11 protein-coding genes are annotated in these 13,979 nt (G+C 41.8%); 10 read left to right on the plus strand and 1 reads right to left on the minus strand.

The genetic code is table 11. The features are described from left to right. The first annotated feature begins 348 nt into the window (after nt 1-348). From WC310_05325 to WC310_05370, 10 genes are all read left to right on the plus strand, one after another. Entirely contained in the window at nt 349-2,280 is a 1,932-nt protein-coding gene (locus WC310_05325) for a site-specific DNA-methyltransferase (GenBank protein MFA5359202.1), read from the plus strand. Further along, on the plus strand, nt 2,277-3,107 hold the full coding sequence (locus WC310_05330) for a hypothetical protein (GenBank protein ID MFA5359203.1): 831 nt from the start codon (nt 2,277-2,279) through the stop codon (nt 3,105-3,107). The genes WC310_05325 and WC310_05330 overlap by 4 nt, the downstream gene beginning before the upstream one ends. Nucleotides 3,108-3,109: 2 nt before the next feature. Further along, nucleotides 3,110-5,794 carry a DEAD/DEAH box helicase family protein gene (locus WC310_05335; protein ID MFA5359204.1) on the plus strand — a complete coding sequence of 895 codons (2,685 nt, stop codon included), beginning with the start codon at nt 3,110-3,112 and terminating at the stop codon, nt 5,792-5,794. 17 nt (nt 5,795-5,811) lie between these two features. Beyond that, complete coding sequence (locus tag WC310_05340) at nt 5,812-6,927, plus strand: DNA recombination protein RmuC (GenBank protein ID MFA5359205.1); 1,116 nt, start codon at nt 5,812-5,814, stop codon at nt 6,925-6,927. 95 nt (nt 6,928-7,022) lie between these two features. Continuing rightward, nucleotides 7,023-8,012 carry a hypothetical protein gene (locus WC310_05345; protein MFA5359206.1) on the plus strand — a complete coding sequence of 330 codons (990 nt, stop codon included), beginning with the start codon at nt 7,023-7,025 and terminating at the stop codon, nt 8,010-8,012. A gap of 10 nt (nt 8,013-8,022) precedes the next feature. After that, entirely contained in the window at nt 8,023-9,348 is a 1,326-nt protein-coding gene (locus WC310_05350) for an O-antigen ligase family protein (GenBank protein ID MFA5359207.1), read from the plus strand. Then, nucleotides 9,342-10,202 carry a PHP domain-containing protein gene (locus tag WC310_05355; GenBank protein ID MFA5359208.1) on the plus strand — a complete coding sequence of 287 codons (861 nt, stop codon included), beginning with the start codon at nt 9,342-9,344 and terminating at the stop codon, nt 10,200-10,202. Before WC310_05350 ends, WC310_05355 begins: the two co-directional genes overlap by 7 nt. 4 nt (nt 10,203-10,206) lie before the next feature. Continuing rightward, a complete protein-coding gene (locus WC310_05360) occupies nt 10,207-11,247 on the plus strand; it encodes a polysaccharide pyruvyl transferase family protein (protein MFA5359209.1) in 1,041 nt (346 codons plus the stop codon). Next, the gene (locus WC310_05365; GenBank protein MFA5359210.1) at nt 11,244-12,659 is read left to right on the plus strand and encodes a glycogen/starch synthase; all 1,416 of its coding nucleotides are present in this window, start codon (nt 11,244-11,246) and stop codon (nt 12,657-12,659) included. Before WC310_05360 ends, WC310_05365 begins: the two co-directional genes overlap by 4 nt. 76 nt (nt 12,660-12,735) lie before the next feature. Continuing rightward, nucleotides 12,736-13,200 carry a hypothetical protein gene (locus tag WC310_05370; protein MFA5359211.1) on the plus strand — a complete coding sequence of 155 codons (465 nt, stop codon included), beginning with the start codon at nt 12,736-12,738 and terminating at the stop codon, nt 13,198-13,200. 245 nt (nt 13,201-13,445) lie between these two features. Here the strand turns inward: WC310_05370 and WC310_05375 are convergent. Then, on the minus strand, nt 13,446-13,979 hold a 534-nt coding region (locus WC310_05375), incomplete at its 5' end, for a galactose-1-phosphate uridylyltransferase (protein ID MFA5359212.1).

A 13,979-nucleotide genomic window follows, 5' to 3' on the forward strand; every position in this document is an offset into this window, starting at 1 on the left:
AGATAACATGTGTGTATTTTGCTATTGACAATTAAATGTAGAAAGCGATATTATTAAAAAGTCTAGACTTAGGTAAAATTAGATTCGGTAGAGCCCAATAGGAAACTCACCTCATGAATGGCGAGAGGAGAAGGGAACATTTGCTTTAAGTAAATAAATTCCCAGGATTTTTGAGAGGTTAAGTCAAAGATTGTCCTTGATCTCCTTTAATTTTACCTTAAACCCGATAATTCTCGAGAGTTATCGGGTTTTAAATTGCTGAAGTTGTGAAGATAAGGGAATGTTGGTACAATACAGTTAGCTGAAATACCCTCCTTCTTTATTTATTGACTTATGCAACTAAACACTATGAAAAACATATTTGAACAACTTGTAGATTTATTAAAAAAAGATGAGCGCCTTGTTTCGCAAGACGGCGTACTTTTGAAAAACCAAACACAGGAATTGGCGCGAAAAAATGATCCTGAACTCATCAAACTTTTGCTTTCTGATAAAGCAATAAAACAACTTTTCTTTTTTGAGGTAGAAAAGACGCTGATTTTTGATAAAGAAAAATTTATTCGCTTTATATCCAACAAACAATTTTTGCCGGATTCTTATACCGCTTTCAAAAACAAAATCGGCTTAACTGTCGGTGACGAATACTTAAGTGAAAACAAAGAAGTGGTTTTGGCGTGGCCTTACAAAGATTGTGTTTTGGAAGGCGGAATGACAAAAGAAGACCAAAAACGAGATGAGATTTTTTATAATGAAACATTGGCGCCGGACGACATCAATCGCTTGCTGGACGCCAAAGTTTTTACCAATTTCAAACGGATAGATAAAAAAGGCGAACACAAACTGGACGGCTTCAGGCGCGATGAAAAAGGCACGATTCAAGACAATTTGATTATCAAAGGCAATAATCTGCTCGCGATAGCTTCTCTCAAAAAAGAATTTGCTGGAAAAGTAAAATTGATTTACATTGATCCTCCTTATAATACCGGCAACGATGGATTTAAATATAACGATTCCTTTAATCATTCTTCGTGGTTGGTGTTTATAAAAAATAGGTTGGAAATCGCAAGACGATTATTAAGTGATGACGGTGTTATTTTTGTACAATGTGACGATAATGAACAGGCATACCTAAAAGTCTTAATGGATGATATTTTTGGGAGAGAAAACTTTATATCAACAATAACGGTTGTTTCCGATGCTCGAACAAGAAATTATGAGGCATTGTCAAAAACTCATGAATTTGTTTGTGTTTACGCAAAAACTAACTCATACGAAATATATCAACTGGTAGATAGTGATAAAAAATTTACCTACGAAGATGGTCGGGGTGGGTTTGATATTTATGAATTAAGAAATAGAAATACAGCTTTTAATATAAAAAATAGACCAAATCTTTTTTACCCTTTTTATCTCAACCCCAAAAACAAGGATAAAAATGATTTATATGAGATAAGTTTGAATAAAAAAGAGGGGTGGGTTGAGGTTTTTCCTCAAGAATCAAATGGAATTCAGACTGTTTGGCGTTGGGGTAAGGAAAGGGCAAAAGATAATTTAAATACAGCACTTTTTGGCAAGAAATCCACCGGTGGTTTCCAGATAATTAAAAAATATAGAGAAAAAACTAGTTCTTTGGCTACGGTTTGGAATGATAAAGAAATATTGACCGATAGAGGAACACTGCAGATCAAAGCTCTCTTTGGAGAAAAAATATTCGATTTTCCAAAACCGGAAGAATATATAAAAAGGATATTAGAATTGTCAACAAGAAAAGACGATTTAATCTTAGATTTTTTTGCTGGCAGTGGCACAACGCTGGCAGTGGCCCATAAAATGAGCCGGAAATATATTGGAATTGAGCAAATGGATTATATTCACGATTTGCCGGAAGCAAGACTAAAAAAAGTTATTGCTGGCGAACAGGGCGGGATTTCAAAAGCAGTAAATTGGCAAGGTGGTGGGGATTTTGTATATATGGAATTGACGGAGTGGAATCAAAAATGGATTGGAGAAATTAAAAAAACTAAAACCGACAAAGAACTTGCCAAACTTTGGGATGAGATGAAAGACACTGCATTTTTGAGCTACAAAGTAGATCCGAAAACGATTGACGCCAACACCAAAGATTTTGCGGATTTAAGTATTGCCGATCAAAAGAAGTTTTTGATTGAGTGTGTAGATAAAAATCAGCTCTATGTAAATTTGAGCGAAATTGAAGATAAAGAGTATGGATTAAGTAAGGAGGACAAGGAGTTAAATAGAGAATTTTATAAACAAATATGATCTCTAACTTAGAAAAATATAAAAATGATTTAGCAAAACTCATTAAATTAGGTGATAATATCATTTATTCTTTTCAATTTGAAATATTACCAGAGTTAAAAGAAGAGTTCACTAAGGATAAAAATAAAAAAGACAAAGACGAGTATTTAAGTGCTATAAAAAAATTACCATGTCTTTCTAATGATTATCAAAAATGGTATTCAGAATCTATTGTTCTTCTTTCTTTTTTATTGCCAGACAGAGTAGAAGATTTCACTGATTTATACAAAAAGCCGAAAACAAAAAGAAAAGACATAACGCATGAAAACTATGTAATAGAAGACGCTTTAATAGGACTTGAGGTAAGCAGAACAGATTACTTAGAAGGTAAAAAAATAATTGCCGACAAAAAAGCTGCATTCCCAAAATTTCAACAGCAATTAAATATTCTTAAATCAGTAGAAAATAGATTTGAGAGTACTTTGTTTGATATAAAACAGTTGGTTCAAGCTGATATTTTTGATTCTGAATTAGAGTCTGCAAAGGAGCTAAACAAAAAAGGTTTTGTAAGGGGTGCGGGAGCAGTCGCTGGGGTTGTTTTAGAGAAACATTTAACACAGGTTTGCGAAAATCATAATATCAAAATTACAAAAAAGGACCCGGCAATTAACGATTTTAATCAAATACTTAAAGATAATAGTATTTTAGAAATAAAAGATTGGCGTTTTATACAACATTTAGCTGATTTAAGGAATCTTTGCGATCATAATAAAAAAATTGAGCCTAAAAAAGAGGATATTGAAGAGCTGATTGCTGGTATTGAAAAGATTTCAAAAACCATATTTTAAGTATGCTTTACGATGAATTCAATTCATATAAAAATTTTGCCGGCACTGATGTTTTCAAAAACAAGGCGATTGAAAAAACGGATATTTTGAAAAACCTCAATCCGGCTTTTCCGGCGCGCGAATACCAAAAAGAAGCGCTGGGACGATTTTATTATTACTGCGAAGAATATCACCAAAAACAAAAGCCAATTCATTTGATGTTTAATATGGCGACCGGATCAGGCAAGACGCTCATCATGGCCGCTAATCTTTTATATTTTTACCAAAAGGGATACCGCAATTTCATTTTCTTTACTCGTCTTGGCAACATTATCCAAAAGACCAAAGCCAATTTTCTTGATCCAAATTCAAAAAAGTATTTATTTGCCGACAAAATCACGCTTAGCGGACAGGAAATAAAAATCAAAGAAGTTGATAATTTTGAAGGGGTAAATGACGACGATATAAACATTATTTTTTCTACCACCGCTCTTTTGCATTCTCGCTTTAATTTCGCTCGCGAAAATGTTTTGACTTACGAAGATTTTGCGGACAAGAAAATTGTTTTGATTGCGGATGAAGCGCACAACCTATCAGCGGAAACAAATGGCAAGATAAGCAAAACCGAAGCAGAAGACCGCCGAAATTGGGAAAATACCGTAATGCGGATTTTGAACGCCAACAGTCACAAGGATAATGTGCTTTTGGAATTTACGGCAACGGCTCGATTAGAACAGGAATATCCTGAAATTTTGGAAAAATACAAAGACAAAGCGATTTATCGTTATGATCTGAAAGAATATCGCTTGGACGGGTTTTCAAAAGATGTGCGAACTTTGCAGATAAACGCGCCGATTATGGAACGTGCGCTTTCAGCAGTGATTATTTCGCAATATCGACGTAAGGTGGCAGAAAAGTATAAAATCGCACTAAAGCCGGTGGTTATGTTTAAAGCCAACAGGGTGAGTATTCCGAAAGAAGGAATATCAAAAGAACATAATCCGCAAATTGTCGTTTCAAGTATTTTCAAAGATTCTTTTCATAAACTTATTTCTGAACTTAGTGAAAAACACCTAAAACAGCAAACGGCGATTAAAGATGCAACATTGCAAAAAGCATTTCAATTTTTCAATGAGCAAAAAATTACTCTCGCGGATTTAGCAGCAGAAATTAAAAGCGATTTTGCGCCGGAAAAATGCTTGACGGTTGATGAAGATAAAGATTTAGAGCAAAAACAAATTTTACTTAATTCGTTGGAAGATCAAAACAATGAAATACGCGCTATTTTTGCGACAGAAAAATTGAATGAGGGTTGGGATGTTTTGAATCTTTTTGATATTGTCCGGCTCTATAATAGTCGCTCGGTCGTTAGTAATAAGCCAGGTCCGGCAACTGTTCAGGAAGCGCAACTTATAGGTAGAGGTGCAAGATACTATCCATTTACGCTCGGCGAATTTACTGAACGCTATAGACGAAAATTTGATACCGATGTGCAAAATGAACTTCGGATTTTGGAACAGCTTTATTATCATAGCGTAACGAATTCTCGTTATATTCAAGAGTTGGAAAGTGTTTTGGTTCGTGAAGGTATTATGCCGTCACGCACAGTGCAAAAAGAGATTAAGACCAAAAGCAATTTTAAGAACAGCGATTTTTGGAAGAAAGGCTATATTTTCTTAAATTCTCGCAAGGAAAATTTGGGAAAGGATGTTTTTGCGCTCTCGGACGCCAAAGCGGAGTTCGATCACAATGCTGAAATAAATATTTTTCAACTACCAACACGAGAAGCGATAGAAAAAGATTTGTTTGTTGCTGGTGCTGGCGCCGGAGTAAAGGAAAAAATAGAAATTCGGGATTATAAAATTGCTGATTTGGGAACGCATATTGTCCGCACCGCTTTAGCAAAAATGCCTGCCGGACGATTTGATGAGCTAAAAAAAATATTCGGCAATATAGAATCCGCAAAAGATTTCATTTCAAATGAAAAATATCTTGGCGGAATAAAAATTAAGGTTAAAGGCACGAGCGAGCAAGTTGACAATCTTTTGCAGATTGAAAAATTGAATATTGCCGGATTTGTGATTGATAAAGTGTTGGAAGTCGCCGGCAAAGAGAAAAAGGAATACTATGGAACGAAGGAGTTCAAAGCTCATTTGATCCAGAAAATATTTGAAAATGACAAGGTGTTGCAACTAGACTGCGAAAGTCCGCGAGCGAAAAATATGCGAGATTTTGATTTTTCTTCTCGGGATTGGTTTGCTCAAAACGAAATCTGGGGAACAAGTGAAGAAGAGTCGTTTTTGCGCTTTATTGATGAGGCAATAACAAAGTTAAAGAAAAAATATCAAGACATTGCTTTGCTACGTAATGAGCAGTTTTTCAAAATTTACAGCTTTGAAAACGGCGAGCCGTTTTATCCAGACTTTGTTTTGTTTTTGACCGAGAAGAAAACAAAGCAAGAAGTTATGTATCAGATTTTTGTTGAGCCAAAAGGTGATCAATTTTTGGACACACAAAATATTTTTGAGCAATCAAAAGAAGGTTGGAAGCAAAAACTATTGATTGAAATTGAAAAAAGTCATACAGTTGATTTGAAGATAGAAAATAAGGATTTTCGTTTGATCGGTTTGCCTTTCTTTAACGAAGGACAAGTGAATGGTGCCTTGCGTGAGAAGTTTGAAGAAGTTTTTGAAAACAAACTATACTGAATACATATATAAACGTTATGGAAACAGCTTTAATTATTCTCGTCATTATTTTGGCGGCGATTGTCATCGCGCTCTACTTCGGCATGCAAAAAAAGCTTGATTCCCTGCAGGCGGGCAAACAAAACGACCAGTCGTTTGTGATGCTACAGCAGCAGCTCACCGGTATTATGCAGAGCGTTGATGCGAAGTTGAGCGAAGTGCACCAAGCTAACCAAGCTCAGTTCGGCCGCACCACCGGCATTATGCAGGGCGTGACCGAGCAGGCGCAGAAGATGCTTACTGATATTCACGCACAAAGCCAGAGCGCGATTGCGGCCGTAACGGAAAAATTAACCAAGTTGGACGAGACCAATAAACAGGTGGTAAATTTTGCCGAACAGCTGCAGTCTTTGGAAGACATTTTAAAAAATCCCAAGCACCGCGGTATCTTGGGCGAGTACCAACTGGAGATGGTGCTCAAAAACGTCCTGCCGCCCGCGGCCTACAAACTGCAGTACGCTTTTGACGACGGCGACATTGTGGACGCGGCGATTTTTGTCAAAGACAAAATCATTCCGGTTGATTCCAAATTTTCCTTGGAAAACTACAACCGCATCGTGGCCGAAAAAGACCCGGGCACGCGCGAGCAGTTGGAACGCGAGTTTAAACTTGATTTGAAAAAACGCATTGACGAAACCGCGAAATACATCAAGCCGGCTCAAGGCACGATGGAGTTCGCGTTTATGTTTATCCCGGCCGAGGGCATTTATTATGACTTGCTGATTAACCAGGTCGGCGCCATCAAGGTCAACACGCGCGATTTGATTGAGTACGCCTTCACGACGAAGCATGTGATTATCGTTTCCCCGACTTCTTTCCACGCGTACCTACAGACCGTACTGCAGGGATTGCGCGCCCTGCAAATTGAAGAGAGCGCCAAGGAAATCCGCAAAAACGTTGAAGCTTTGCAAAAGCACATCTCAAGCTATGATGAGTTTATGCAAAAGCTTGGCAACCACTTAGGTACGGCGGTGAACACCTACAACGGCGCCTACCGCGAGTTTAAAAAAATTGACAAAGATGTCATGAGAGTGACCGGCGGCCGTTCGGAAATTGAACCGCTGGTGCTGGAAAAACCAAGAGCAGAAAGTTAAAAGCTTGAAGTAAGAAGTTTGAAGTAAGAAGTGACTGTTGGTGTTTGTTCTAACTTCTAACTTCTAACTTCGTACTTCAAACTTATTAGTTGCCCATGCAAACCTCCTTAAGCGCAACTCTGCGCGATATTTCTTTTGATTTTCAAGCAGATGATTTAACGCAAGCTGTTTTTAAAACGCTTGCCTACTTTGACGTGTTTGATTTTCCGCTCACAGCCTGGGAGGTGTACCGGTACTTGTGGCGGCCGGGAAGCGAAGACAGTATAAGCTTTTTGACAGTACAGCGCATTTTGGACAGCGGCGTTTATGGCATTACCGCCCGCGAAGGATTCTACATGCTATCCGGCCGCGGTGCGCTTGTTAGTTTGCGCAAAACGCGCGCCGCGCTCGCGGCAAAAAAATACCGCCGCGCAGGCCGCACGGCCGCATTTTTGCGCCTGTGTCCGTTTGTACGATTAGTGGCCGTAAGCAATTCGCTCGCCCTGGCTAACGTGCGCGCGGACAGCGACATTGATTTATTCATCATCACGGCCAAAGACAAAATTTGGCTCGCGCGTTTCTTCACCGCCGGCTTTCTCAAGCTCTGCGGACTGCGCCCCACGCCGGTGCGCAAGCGCGATACGATTTGCCTGAATTTTTTTGTCAGCGAGGAGGCATTGAATTTGAAAAATTTGCGCAAGAGCGGACTCGTGCCGGACATATACTTTACCTATTGGGTGCGCCAGCTTGTGCCGCTCTATGACGCCGGCGATATTTTCAGTCAATTCATGCAGAGCAACGGCTGGGTCGCAAATTACATCGGCGCCGCTGATGGTATCCGGCCCAACATCCGTCGGCGCATTGGCAGGCATGGCGTGCTGGAGTTTTGCAAAACCGGCGGAGAGTTTCTCCTGTGCGCGCGCGTCATAGAACGATTTTGCAAAAAGCTCCAGCTGCGCCAGTTGCCGCCGGCCTTGGCGGAAAAGGCAAATCGTTCAACGGACGTGGTCATCACCGATTCAGTGTTGAAGTTTCACGAACGGGACAGAAGAAATGAGTATCGCAAAAGATGGTTAGATAAGCAATGTAACAATGTAACAATGTAACAATGTAACAATGACATTTAAAAAAGTAAACTACCAATATTTTGAAAGAGTGGCAGAGTATGGTTTGTACATATTTGTTTTTTTACTCCCCTTGCAGACGCGGTGGATGGCTGTTTTAGGAAAGTTGAATGACGGATATTGGGAATATGGTACGATTAGTTTGTACGCTACTGATATATTGTTAATTGTTTTGTTGTTTTGTTGTTTTTTTGTTTTATCGCGTAAAGATTGCAGAATTTCAAGGATATGGTGGCTGGTTGGGATTTTGAAGTTGGCTGTTTTTATTTCAATTTTTTTCGCCTTTGACTGGAAATTGGCGCTATACGGCTGGGGGCGGTTTCTGCTGGGCATTGGATTATTTTTTTTGTTGACGCACATTAAATATGACAGAGTAAAGTTATATTGGAGTTTAATATTTGCCGGCGTGGCGCAATCTCTTCTGGCTCTGCAGCAGTTTTTTACCCAGAACGTTTTTGCAAGCAAGTGGCTGGGGGTAGCTTCCCAACGCGCGTCGGATTTGGGCGTGTCAGTCGTTGCAGCCGGTAGTGAGCGCTTTCTGCGCACCTACGGCAGTTTGCCGCACCCGAATATTTTAGGCGGATTTTTAGCCATAGTTTTGCTGGTAAATATTATTTTGTATTTTGAGTTGCACAACAGGGACAAGTATTTAGTATCTGGTATTAAGTATAAGGCAAGCTTGTTGTTGTGTCTTGTGATTTTTGTGATTAATTTTGTTGGCTTGCTGTTGACATTTTCACGAGCGGCTGCCCTGGGGTTTTTAGCGGGTTTTATTGTCCTATTGCTCCATTGTTTCATTGTTAGTCGTAGCAAAGAGGCTATTTTTGCTCTGGCAAAATTTGTCATAATCATAGCTATCGCGGGCGGAATTTTTGTTGGTTTATTTAAAGGGCCGGTTGCCGGCAGGTTGAATGCCAATAGCCGGCTGGAAGCAAAATCAATTACCGAGCGTACGGCATATACGCAGGAAGCTTGGCAAATTATCAAAAATCACCGGCTCTTCGGTGCGGGGGTTAAAAATTACGGCCTGGCAGTGTATAATGAAATTGACGGGACTTTGTCGGCGTACGAATATCAGCCGGTACATAATGTCTTTCTGCTCGTGTGGGCTGAAATTGGAGTCGTAGGATTCCTGCTGTTCATTGCTCCATTGCTCCATTGTTACATTGCTAACTGGCGACGACGAAATTTAGAAACTCTGGCCTTGCTCGTTGCGCTGATAGTACTGATGTGCTTTGACCACTGGCTGTGGAGTCTGGCATTTGGAGTTTATTTATTCTGGGGAGTGATTGGTTTATCAATAAAACGTTTATGTTAATAGACTTACAACTTCACTCAATCAATTCCGATGGTTATTTAACACCAACAGAACTCGCCGCCCACTGCCATAAGCGCGGTGTAAAGGTGGCGAGTCTGACCGACCACAACACCGTGAGCGGGCTGGAAGAATTCAAGCGCGCCTGCCGGGATTTTAAAATTAAAGTCGTGCCGTCCATGGAACTGTATGTCAAGCTGGGCAGCCGGCACATGAATATGCTTTGGTATAACTTTGACGCGGATGACCCCGGCTTGCACAAAATGTTGCGCGATTCGCAAATGCGCCGCCGCGCTTTGGTGCGCCGCGCTCTGAATCACCTGACACAAAAAAAATATGTGCTGGATACCAACGGCATTTTGGAAAGCCATAACCACTACTTGCCCATCAACCGCATTATTGACAGTTTTTATGCCCTCAACAAACGCCGTATCCAGCGCGAATTAGGCAAAAAAAATATTCTGGAAACTGAAATTATCCGCGCTTATTTCCGTGATAAGGACAAAACGCGCTTACATGAGAGCTACCTTGACATGACGCGCGTGGCCAAGTTAAAAAAACAAATTGGCGGGCAGCTGGTTTTGGCGCATCCGTGCAAGTTTCGCTGGGTGAGCGAAGACACTATGCGCAGACTCATCAAAGCCGGATTGGACGGCGTAGAGGTTTTAACGCCGCACCACTCGTGGGAAGCGGTCAGTTATCTGCAGGCCATGGCCGACCGCTATAAATTAATTATGACCGGCGGCACGGACTTCCACCGCTTTGAAGAGGCTTCGTGGTATGAGATTAAAAGTTCGTGGAGCTACTTTCACATTGAAAGCACATTGCTCGCCGGCATTGAAAAAATAATCGGCTAACGGCATGAAGATAAAGTTAAAAATCGCCCACATTCATGTCTGGGATAAGAACAATAAAGGTGATGTCGCTATTGTTTTGGCTGTTCAAGAGCTCTTAAAAAAATATTTAGGCGCCATTGAAATCGTTGATTTTCCGGTTGAGTTTTTGAAATGCGCGCGCGAACATGACATTAAGAGATTGAACAGTTGCGCTTTGGCCGTAATTGGCGGCGGTGGCATTTACTATCACTACTTTTTGCCATACTGCGGCGCAATTATAAAAAAAATAAAAATTCCCCTCGTCATTTTCGGCGTCGGCTACATCAGAGAAATCGGCGCACGCGCTTTAACCCGACAGGAAAGAGAAAGTGTCGCTTTTTTAAATAATCAAGCGGCACTGATATCAGTCAGGGATAATTATTCAAAGCAATTTTTAGCTGCTAACGGCGTTCGTAAAAGTAACATCAGCGTTATCGGCGACCCAGCTATATTTTTAACCGAAAGAAAATGTGAAGTACAAAAGCAAAATAGCAAGGTAAAAATTGGCTTAAATTTAAACTACGCAGGCTGGCTTGGTTTCGGCCAACACAAGTCAGAAATTCTTTCTGCTTACGCACAAGCGGCAGATTACTTTCAAAAAAATCATGACGCGCAATTGTATTATTTTTTGCATCATCCCGGTGAAAAAGTAATTTTAAAAGAATTGCCTATTAAGAATTTAATCATCATTGATGTTGCAATACGTGAACAGAAGTACATTTATTCTCAATTAGATATCATGATTGGCATGATGCTCCACTCTTGCGTTTTGGCATTTGGAGCGGGAACGCCGGAAATTAATGTCGCTTATGATATTCGTAATAAAAATTTTGCTCGTTTTATAGGATTACCGGAATTATTTGTGGCATTGGATGAGTTGAAAGAGGGGATATTATTAGAGCGGGCAAAGAAGGTTTTTCAAGCAAGAGAACGTTATCGTCAACAGTTTTCTCTGAAAAAAAATAAAATTTGGCAAAAGCACGAGCAGTTTTTACAAAAGATACAAAAGTTAATTTCCAGTTTATGAAAATCGCTTTTCTTTCGGCCGAGTGTGCGCCGTTTGCCAAAGTCGGCGGACTGGCCGACGTGGTTGCGGCCCTGCCGCCCGCATTACAAAAAATCGGCGTAAGCCCGGCGCTGTTTTTGCGCCTGCACAGCGCCATTACGCCGCAGAGTTTGGACGCGAAAAAAGTAGCGGCGTTTTCCGTACCCTTTGCCGGCACAAAAGAAATCGTTACGGTCTACAAAACCGCTCTGCCGCACTCACGTCTAGCGGTGTACTTTTTAAGCAACCAAAAATATTTTGATAAAAATCCCATCTACGACGATGATTTGAAAAAGTACGTGTTCTACTCGCTCGCCGCTCTGGAGGCGATGAAAAAGCTGCAATTCAAGCCTGATGTTATTCATTTGCACGACCATCAGACCGGCCTTGTCCCGCGCATCGTCAAAACCCACTACGGCGCTGATGAATTTTTTGCCAAGACCAAAACGGTGTTTACGATTCACAACGTTGACTACCAGGGCAGAACTAATCCCCGGATTATTAATTTGCTGGACCACACCATCAAGACCCTGCCAGATATTGTCAATGATTTGAAAGACGGCGACATCAATTTCATGGTGCAGGGCATTTTGTCCGCGGACGCGATTACGACGGTGAGTCCGCGCTATGCCCGCGAGATTTTGAAGCCGGCCTTTGGCTTTGGCATTGATAATATTTTACGCAAGCGTCGGCGCGATTTGTACGGCATCCTCAACGGCATTGACACTGCTTCGTACAATCCCAAAACAGACAAGCAAATCGCTCATCGTTATTCGCTTGCAACGCTGCGGAGAAAAGAAGTCAACAAATTCGCTTTGCAGAAAAAAGTCGGACTGCCGCAGGCGTCTGATGTTGCATTAGTCGGTTTTGTCGCGCGGCTCGTGTATCAGAAGGGGATTGAATTAATTGATGAAAATTTGCTCAAGCTCAACTGCCAGTTTGTCATCCTCGGCACGGGCGAGGCGCGCTATGAGTCGTATGTAAAAAAATTGGCGCAAGCCTATCCAGATAAGTTCGCCGCGGAGGTCATGTTTGACTCCGCCCTGGCGCGGCAAATTTATGCGGCGAGCGATATTTTTTTGGTGCCCTCGCGCTACGAGCCTTGCGGCTTGACCCAGATGATTGCCATGCGCTACGGCTCGGTGCCGCTCGTGCGCGCGACCGGCGGTTTGGCCGACACGGTGCGGGAGAGGCGCAAACCAAACGGCTTTTTATTTAAAGATTTTTCTGCCCAAGCTTTGCATAAAATGCTTCAGCGGGCATTGCATTTATATTATAAAAAGCCAAATAAATGGCGAAAATTGCAGGGAAACGGCATGAAGGAAGATTTTTCCTGGAAGAAGTCGGCGAAGGAGTATGTAAAGATTTATGAAAAGGTATTGAAGAAACCTTGACAGAATAGAAGTTTTGTTGTATGTTGGGGGGTTATTTTTTGGTCTTTTTTAAATTTTTTTAGGAGGGTAGTTTGTCATGAAAAAAAGAATTGGCTTTGGCAATTGCTGCCACTGCGGGCGCTATATCAAGTTAAATGAATTTGGTATGTGTTCGCAGTGCTACGAGGAAGACCAAGCTCTGGCAGCAAGAGCCGGGCTTGTTCTTCAGGATAGGATTATGGGGGTTCACGAAATTTGTGAAGAATTTGATGTTCCCCCAAAAATGGTTTTTGGCTGGCTGGAGCGCGGCGTTATTCCGCGCCAAAACGTAGAAATACGTTGCCCCTTCTGCAGAAAATCTGTAGAGAATTGCAACTGCGGTCCGGTCTATCAATTAAGACCACAGCCGCAAGTTGCAAATGCAGATATTGGCAGTTGGGGGTTGCACTCCGGCGGTCTCACGCTAACGCGGCGGCGTGAAGCTTACCAGCAGGCAAGCAGCCTGCAAAAGCCGCGGCAGAGATTTTTTACGCCCGGCATTGGGCGTAAAAAAGTAAGTTGAATTAAAAAAAGGCAGGTCTGTTCGCGGACTTGCCTTTTTCATTTTTTTTACATCTTGAATTACGAAATACCCTCGCTTTGTCATTTCGACGAGTTCCGACCACAGTCGGGACGAGGAGAAATCTTTAAATACGTGAAATGTATTCTATTCTCAACCTATTATAGATTCCTCCTCCCCCTTGCCTTGCGAGGCGCGGGGTCGTCGGAATGACAAAAACAATCATTCCGTAATTGAAAGTTTTATAATTATTTCCCCCGATAAAACTTCGCGGCCTCTTCCGGAGGCACAGAGTTGATGATGATGCCCGAGCCAAGTTCTACGCCGGCCCAGATGGAATCGCGAGGCTGGATTTTTATATAAAAATACTGGTGCGGGTTGGAGATGACCTGATGCATGAAAAAGTTGTAGGAGATGTTGAGCGAGTTCAACTTTTGCAAAATATTTTTGAGCGCCTTGGCGAAGCTTGAGATTTCTTTTTTGTTCAGCTCGGTCACGTTGTCAATGAAGCGGCGCGGGAAGAGCCAGGCCTCGTAGTGGAAGGCCGAGGCGTAGGGGCAGAAGGCGACTGTGTAGTCGTCGCCGGAAATAAAGCGTTTGCTCTTGCATTCTTTTTTGATGATGTCCGCAAAGGCGTTGCGCTTGAACTGCGTTTGGTAGCGCTGGGCCGCGGTGATTTCTGCGGCCACTTCGGGTGGAATAATGTCGGTGGCAAAGACCTGCGAGTGCGCGTGCAGGATGGAGGCGCCGGCCTTGGAGCCGTTGTTTTTAAAGATTAAAAT

The sequence above is a fragment of the Patescibacteria group bacterium genome, from assembly GCA_041653535.1.
Classification (GTDB): Bacteria; Patescibacteriota; Patescibacteriia; order JACRDY01; family JACRDY01; genus JBAZFH01.

Coding starts and splice junctions, on each gene's coding strand:
- WC310_05365 (MFA5359210.1), top strand. CDS start 11,244: ATGAAAATCGCTTTTCTTTCGGCCGAGTGTGCGCCGTTTGCCAAAGTC.
- WC310_05345 (MFA5359206.1), top strand. CDS start 7,023: ATGCAAACCTCCTTAAGCGCAACTCTGCGCGATATTTCTTTTGATTTT.
- WC310_05350 (MFA5359207.1), top strand. CDS start 8,023: ATGACATTTAAAAAAGTAAACTACCAATATTTTGAAAGAGTGGCAGAG.
- WC310_05355 (MFA5359208.1), top strand. CDS start 9,342: ATGTTAATAGACTTACAACTTCACTCAATCAATTCCGATGGTTATTTA.
- WC310_05335 (MFA5359204.1), top strand. CDS start 3,110: ATGCTTTACGATGAATTCAATTCATATAAAAATTTTGCCGGCACTGAT.
- WC310_05360 (MFA5359209.1), top strand. CDS start 10,207: ATGAAGATAAAGTTAAAAATCGCCCACATTCATGTCTGGGATAAGAAC.
- WC310_05370 (MFA5359211.1), top strand. CDS start 12,736: ATGAAAAAAAGAATTGGCTTTGGCAATTGCTGCCACTGCGGGCGCTAT.
- WC310_05330 (MFA5359203.1), top strand. CDS start 2,277: ATGATCTCTAACTTAGAAAAATATAAAAATGATTTAGCAAAACTCATT.
- WC310_05325 (MFA5359202.1), top strand. CDS start 349: ATGAAAAACATATTTGAACAACTTGTAGATTTATTAAAAAAAGATGAG.
- WC310_05340 (MFA5359205.1), top strand. CDS start 5,812: ATGGAAACAGCTTTAATTATTCTCGTCATTATTTTGGCGGCGATTGTC.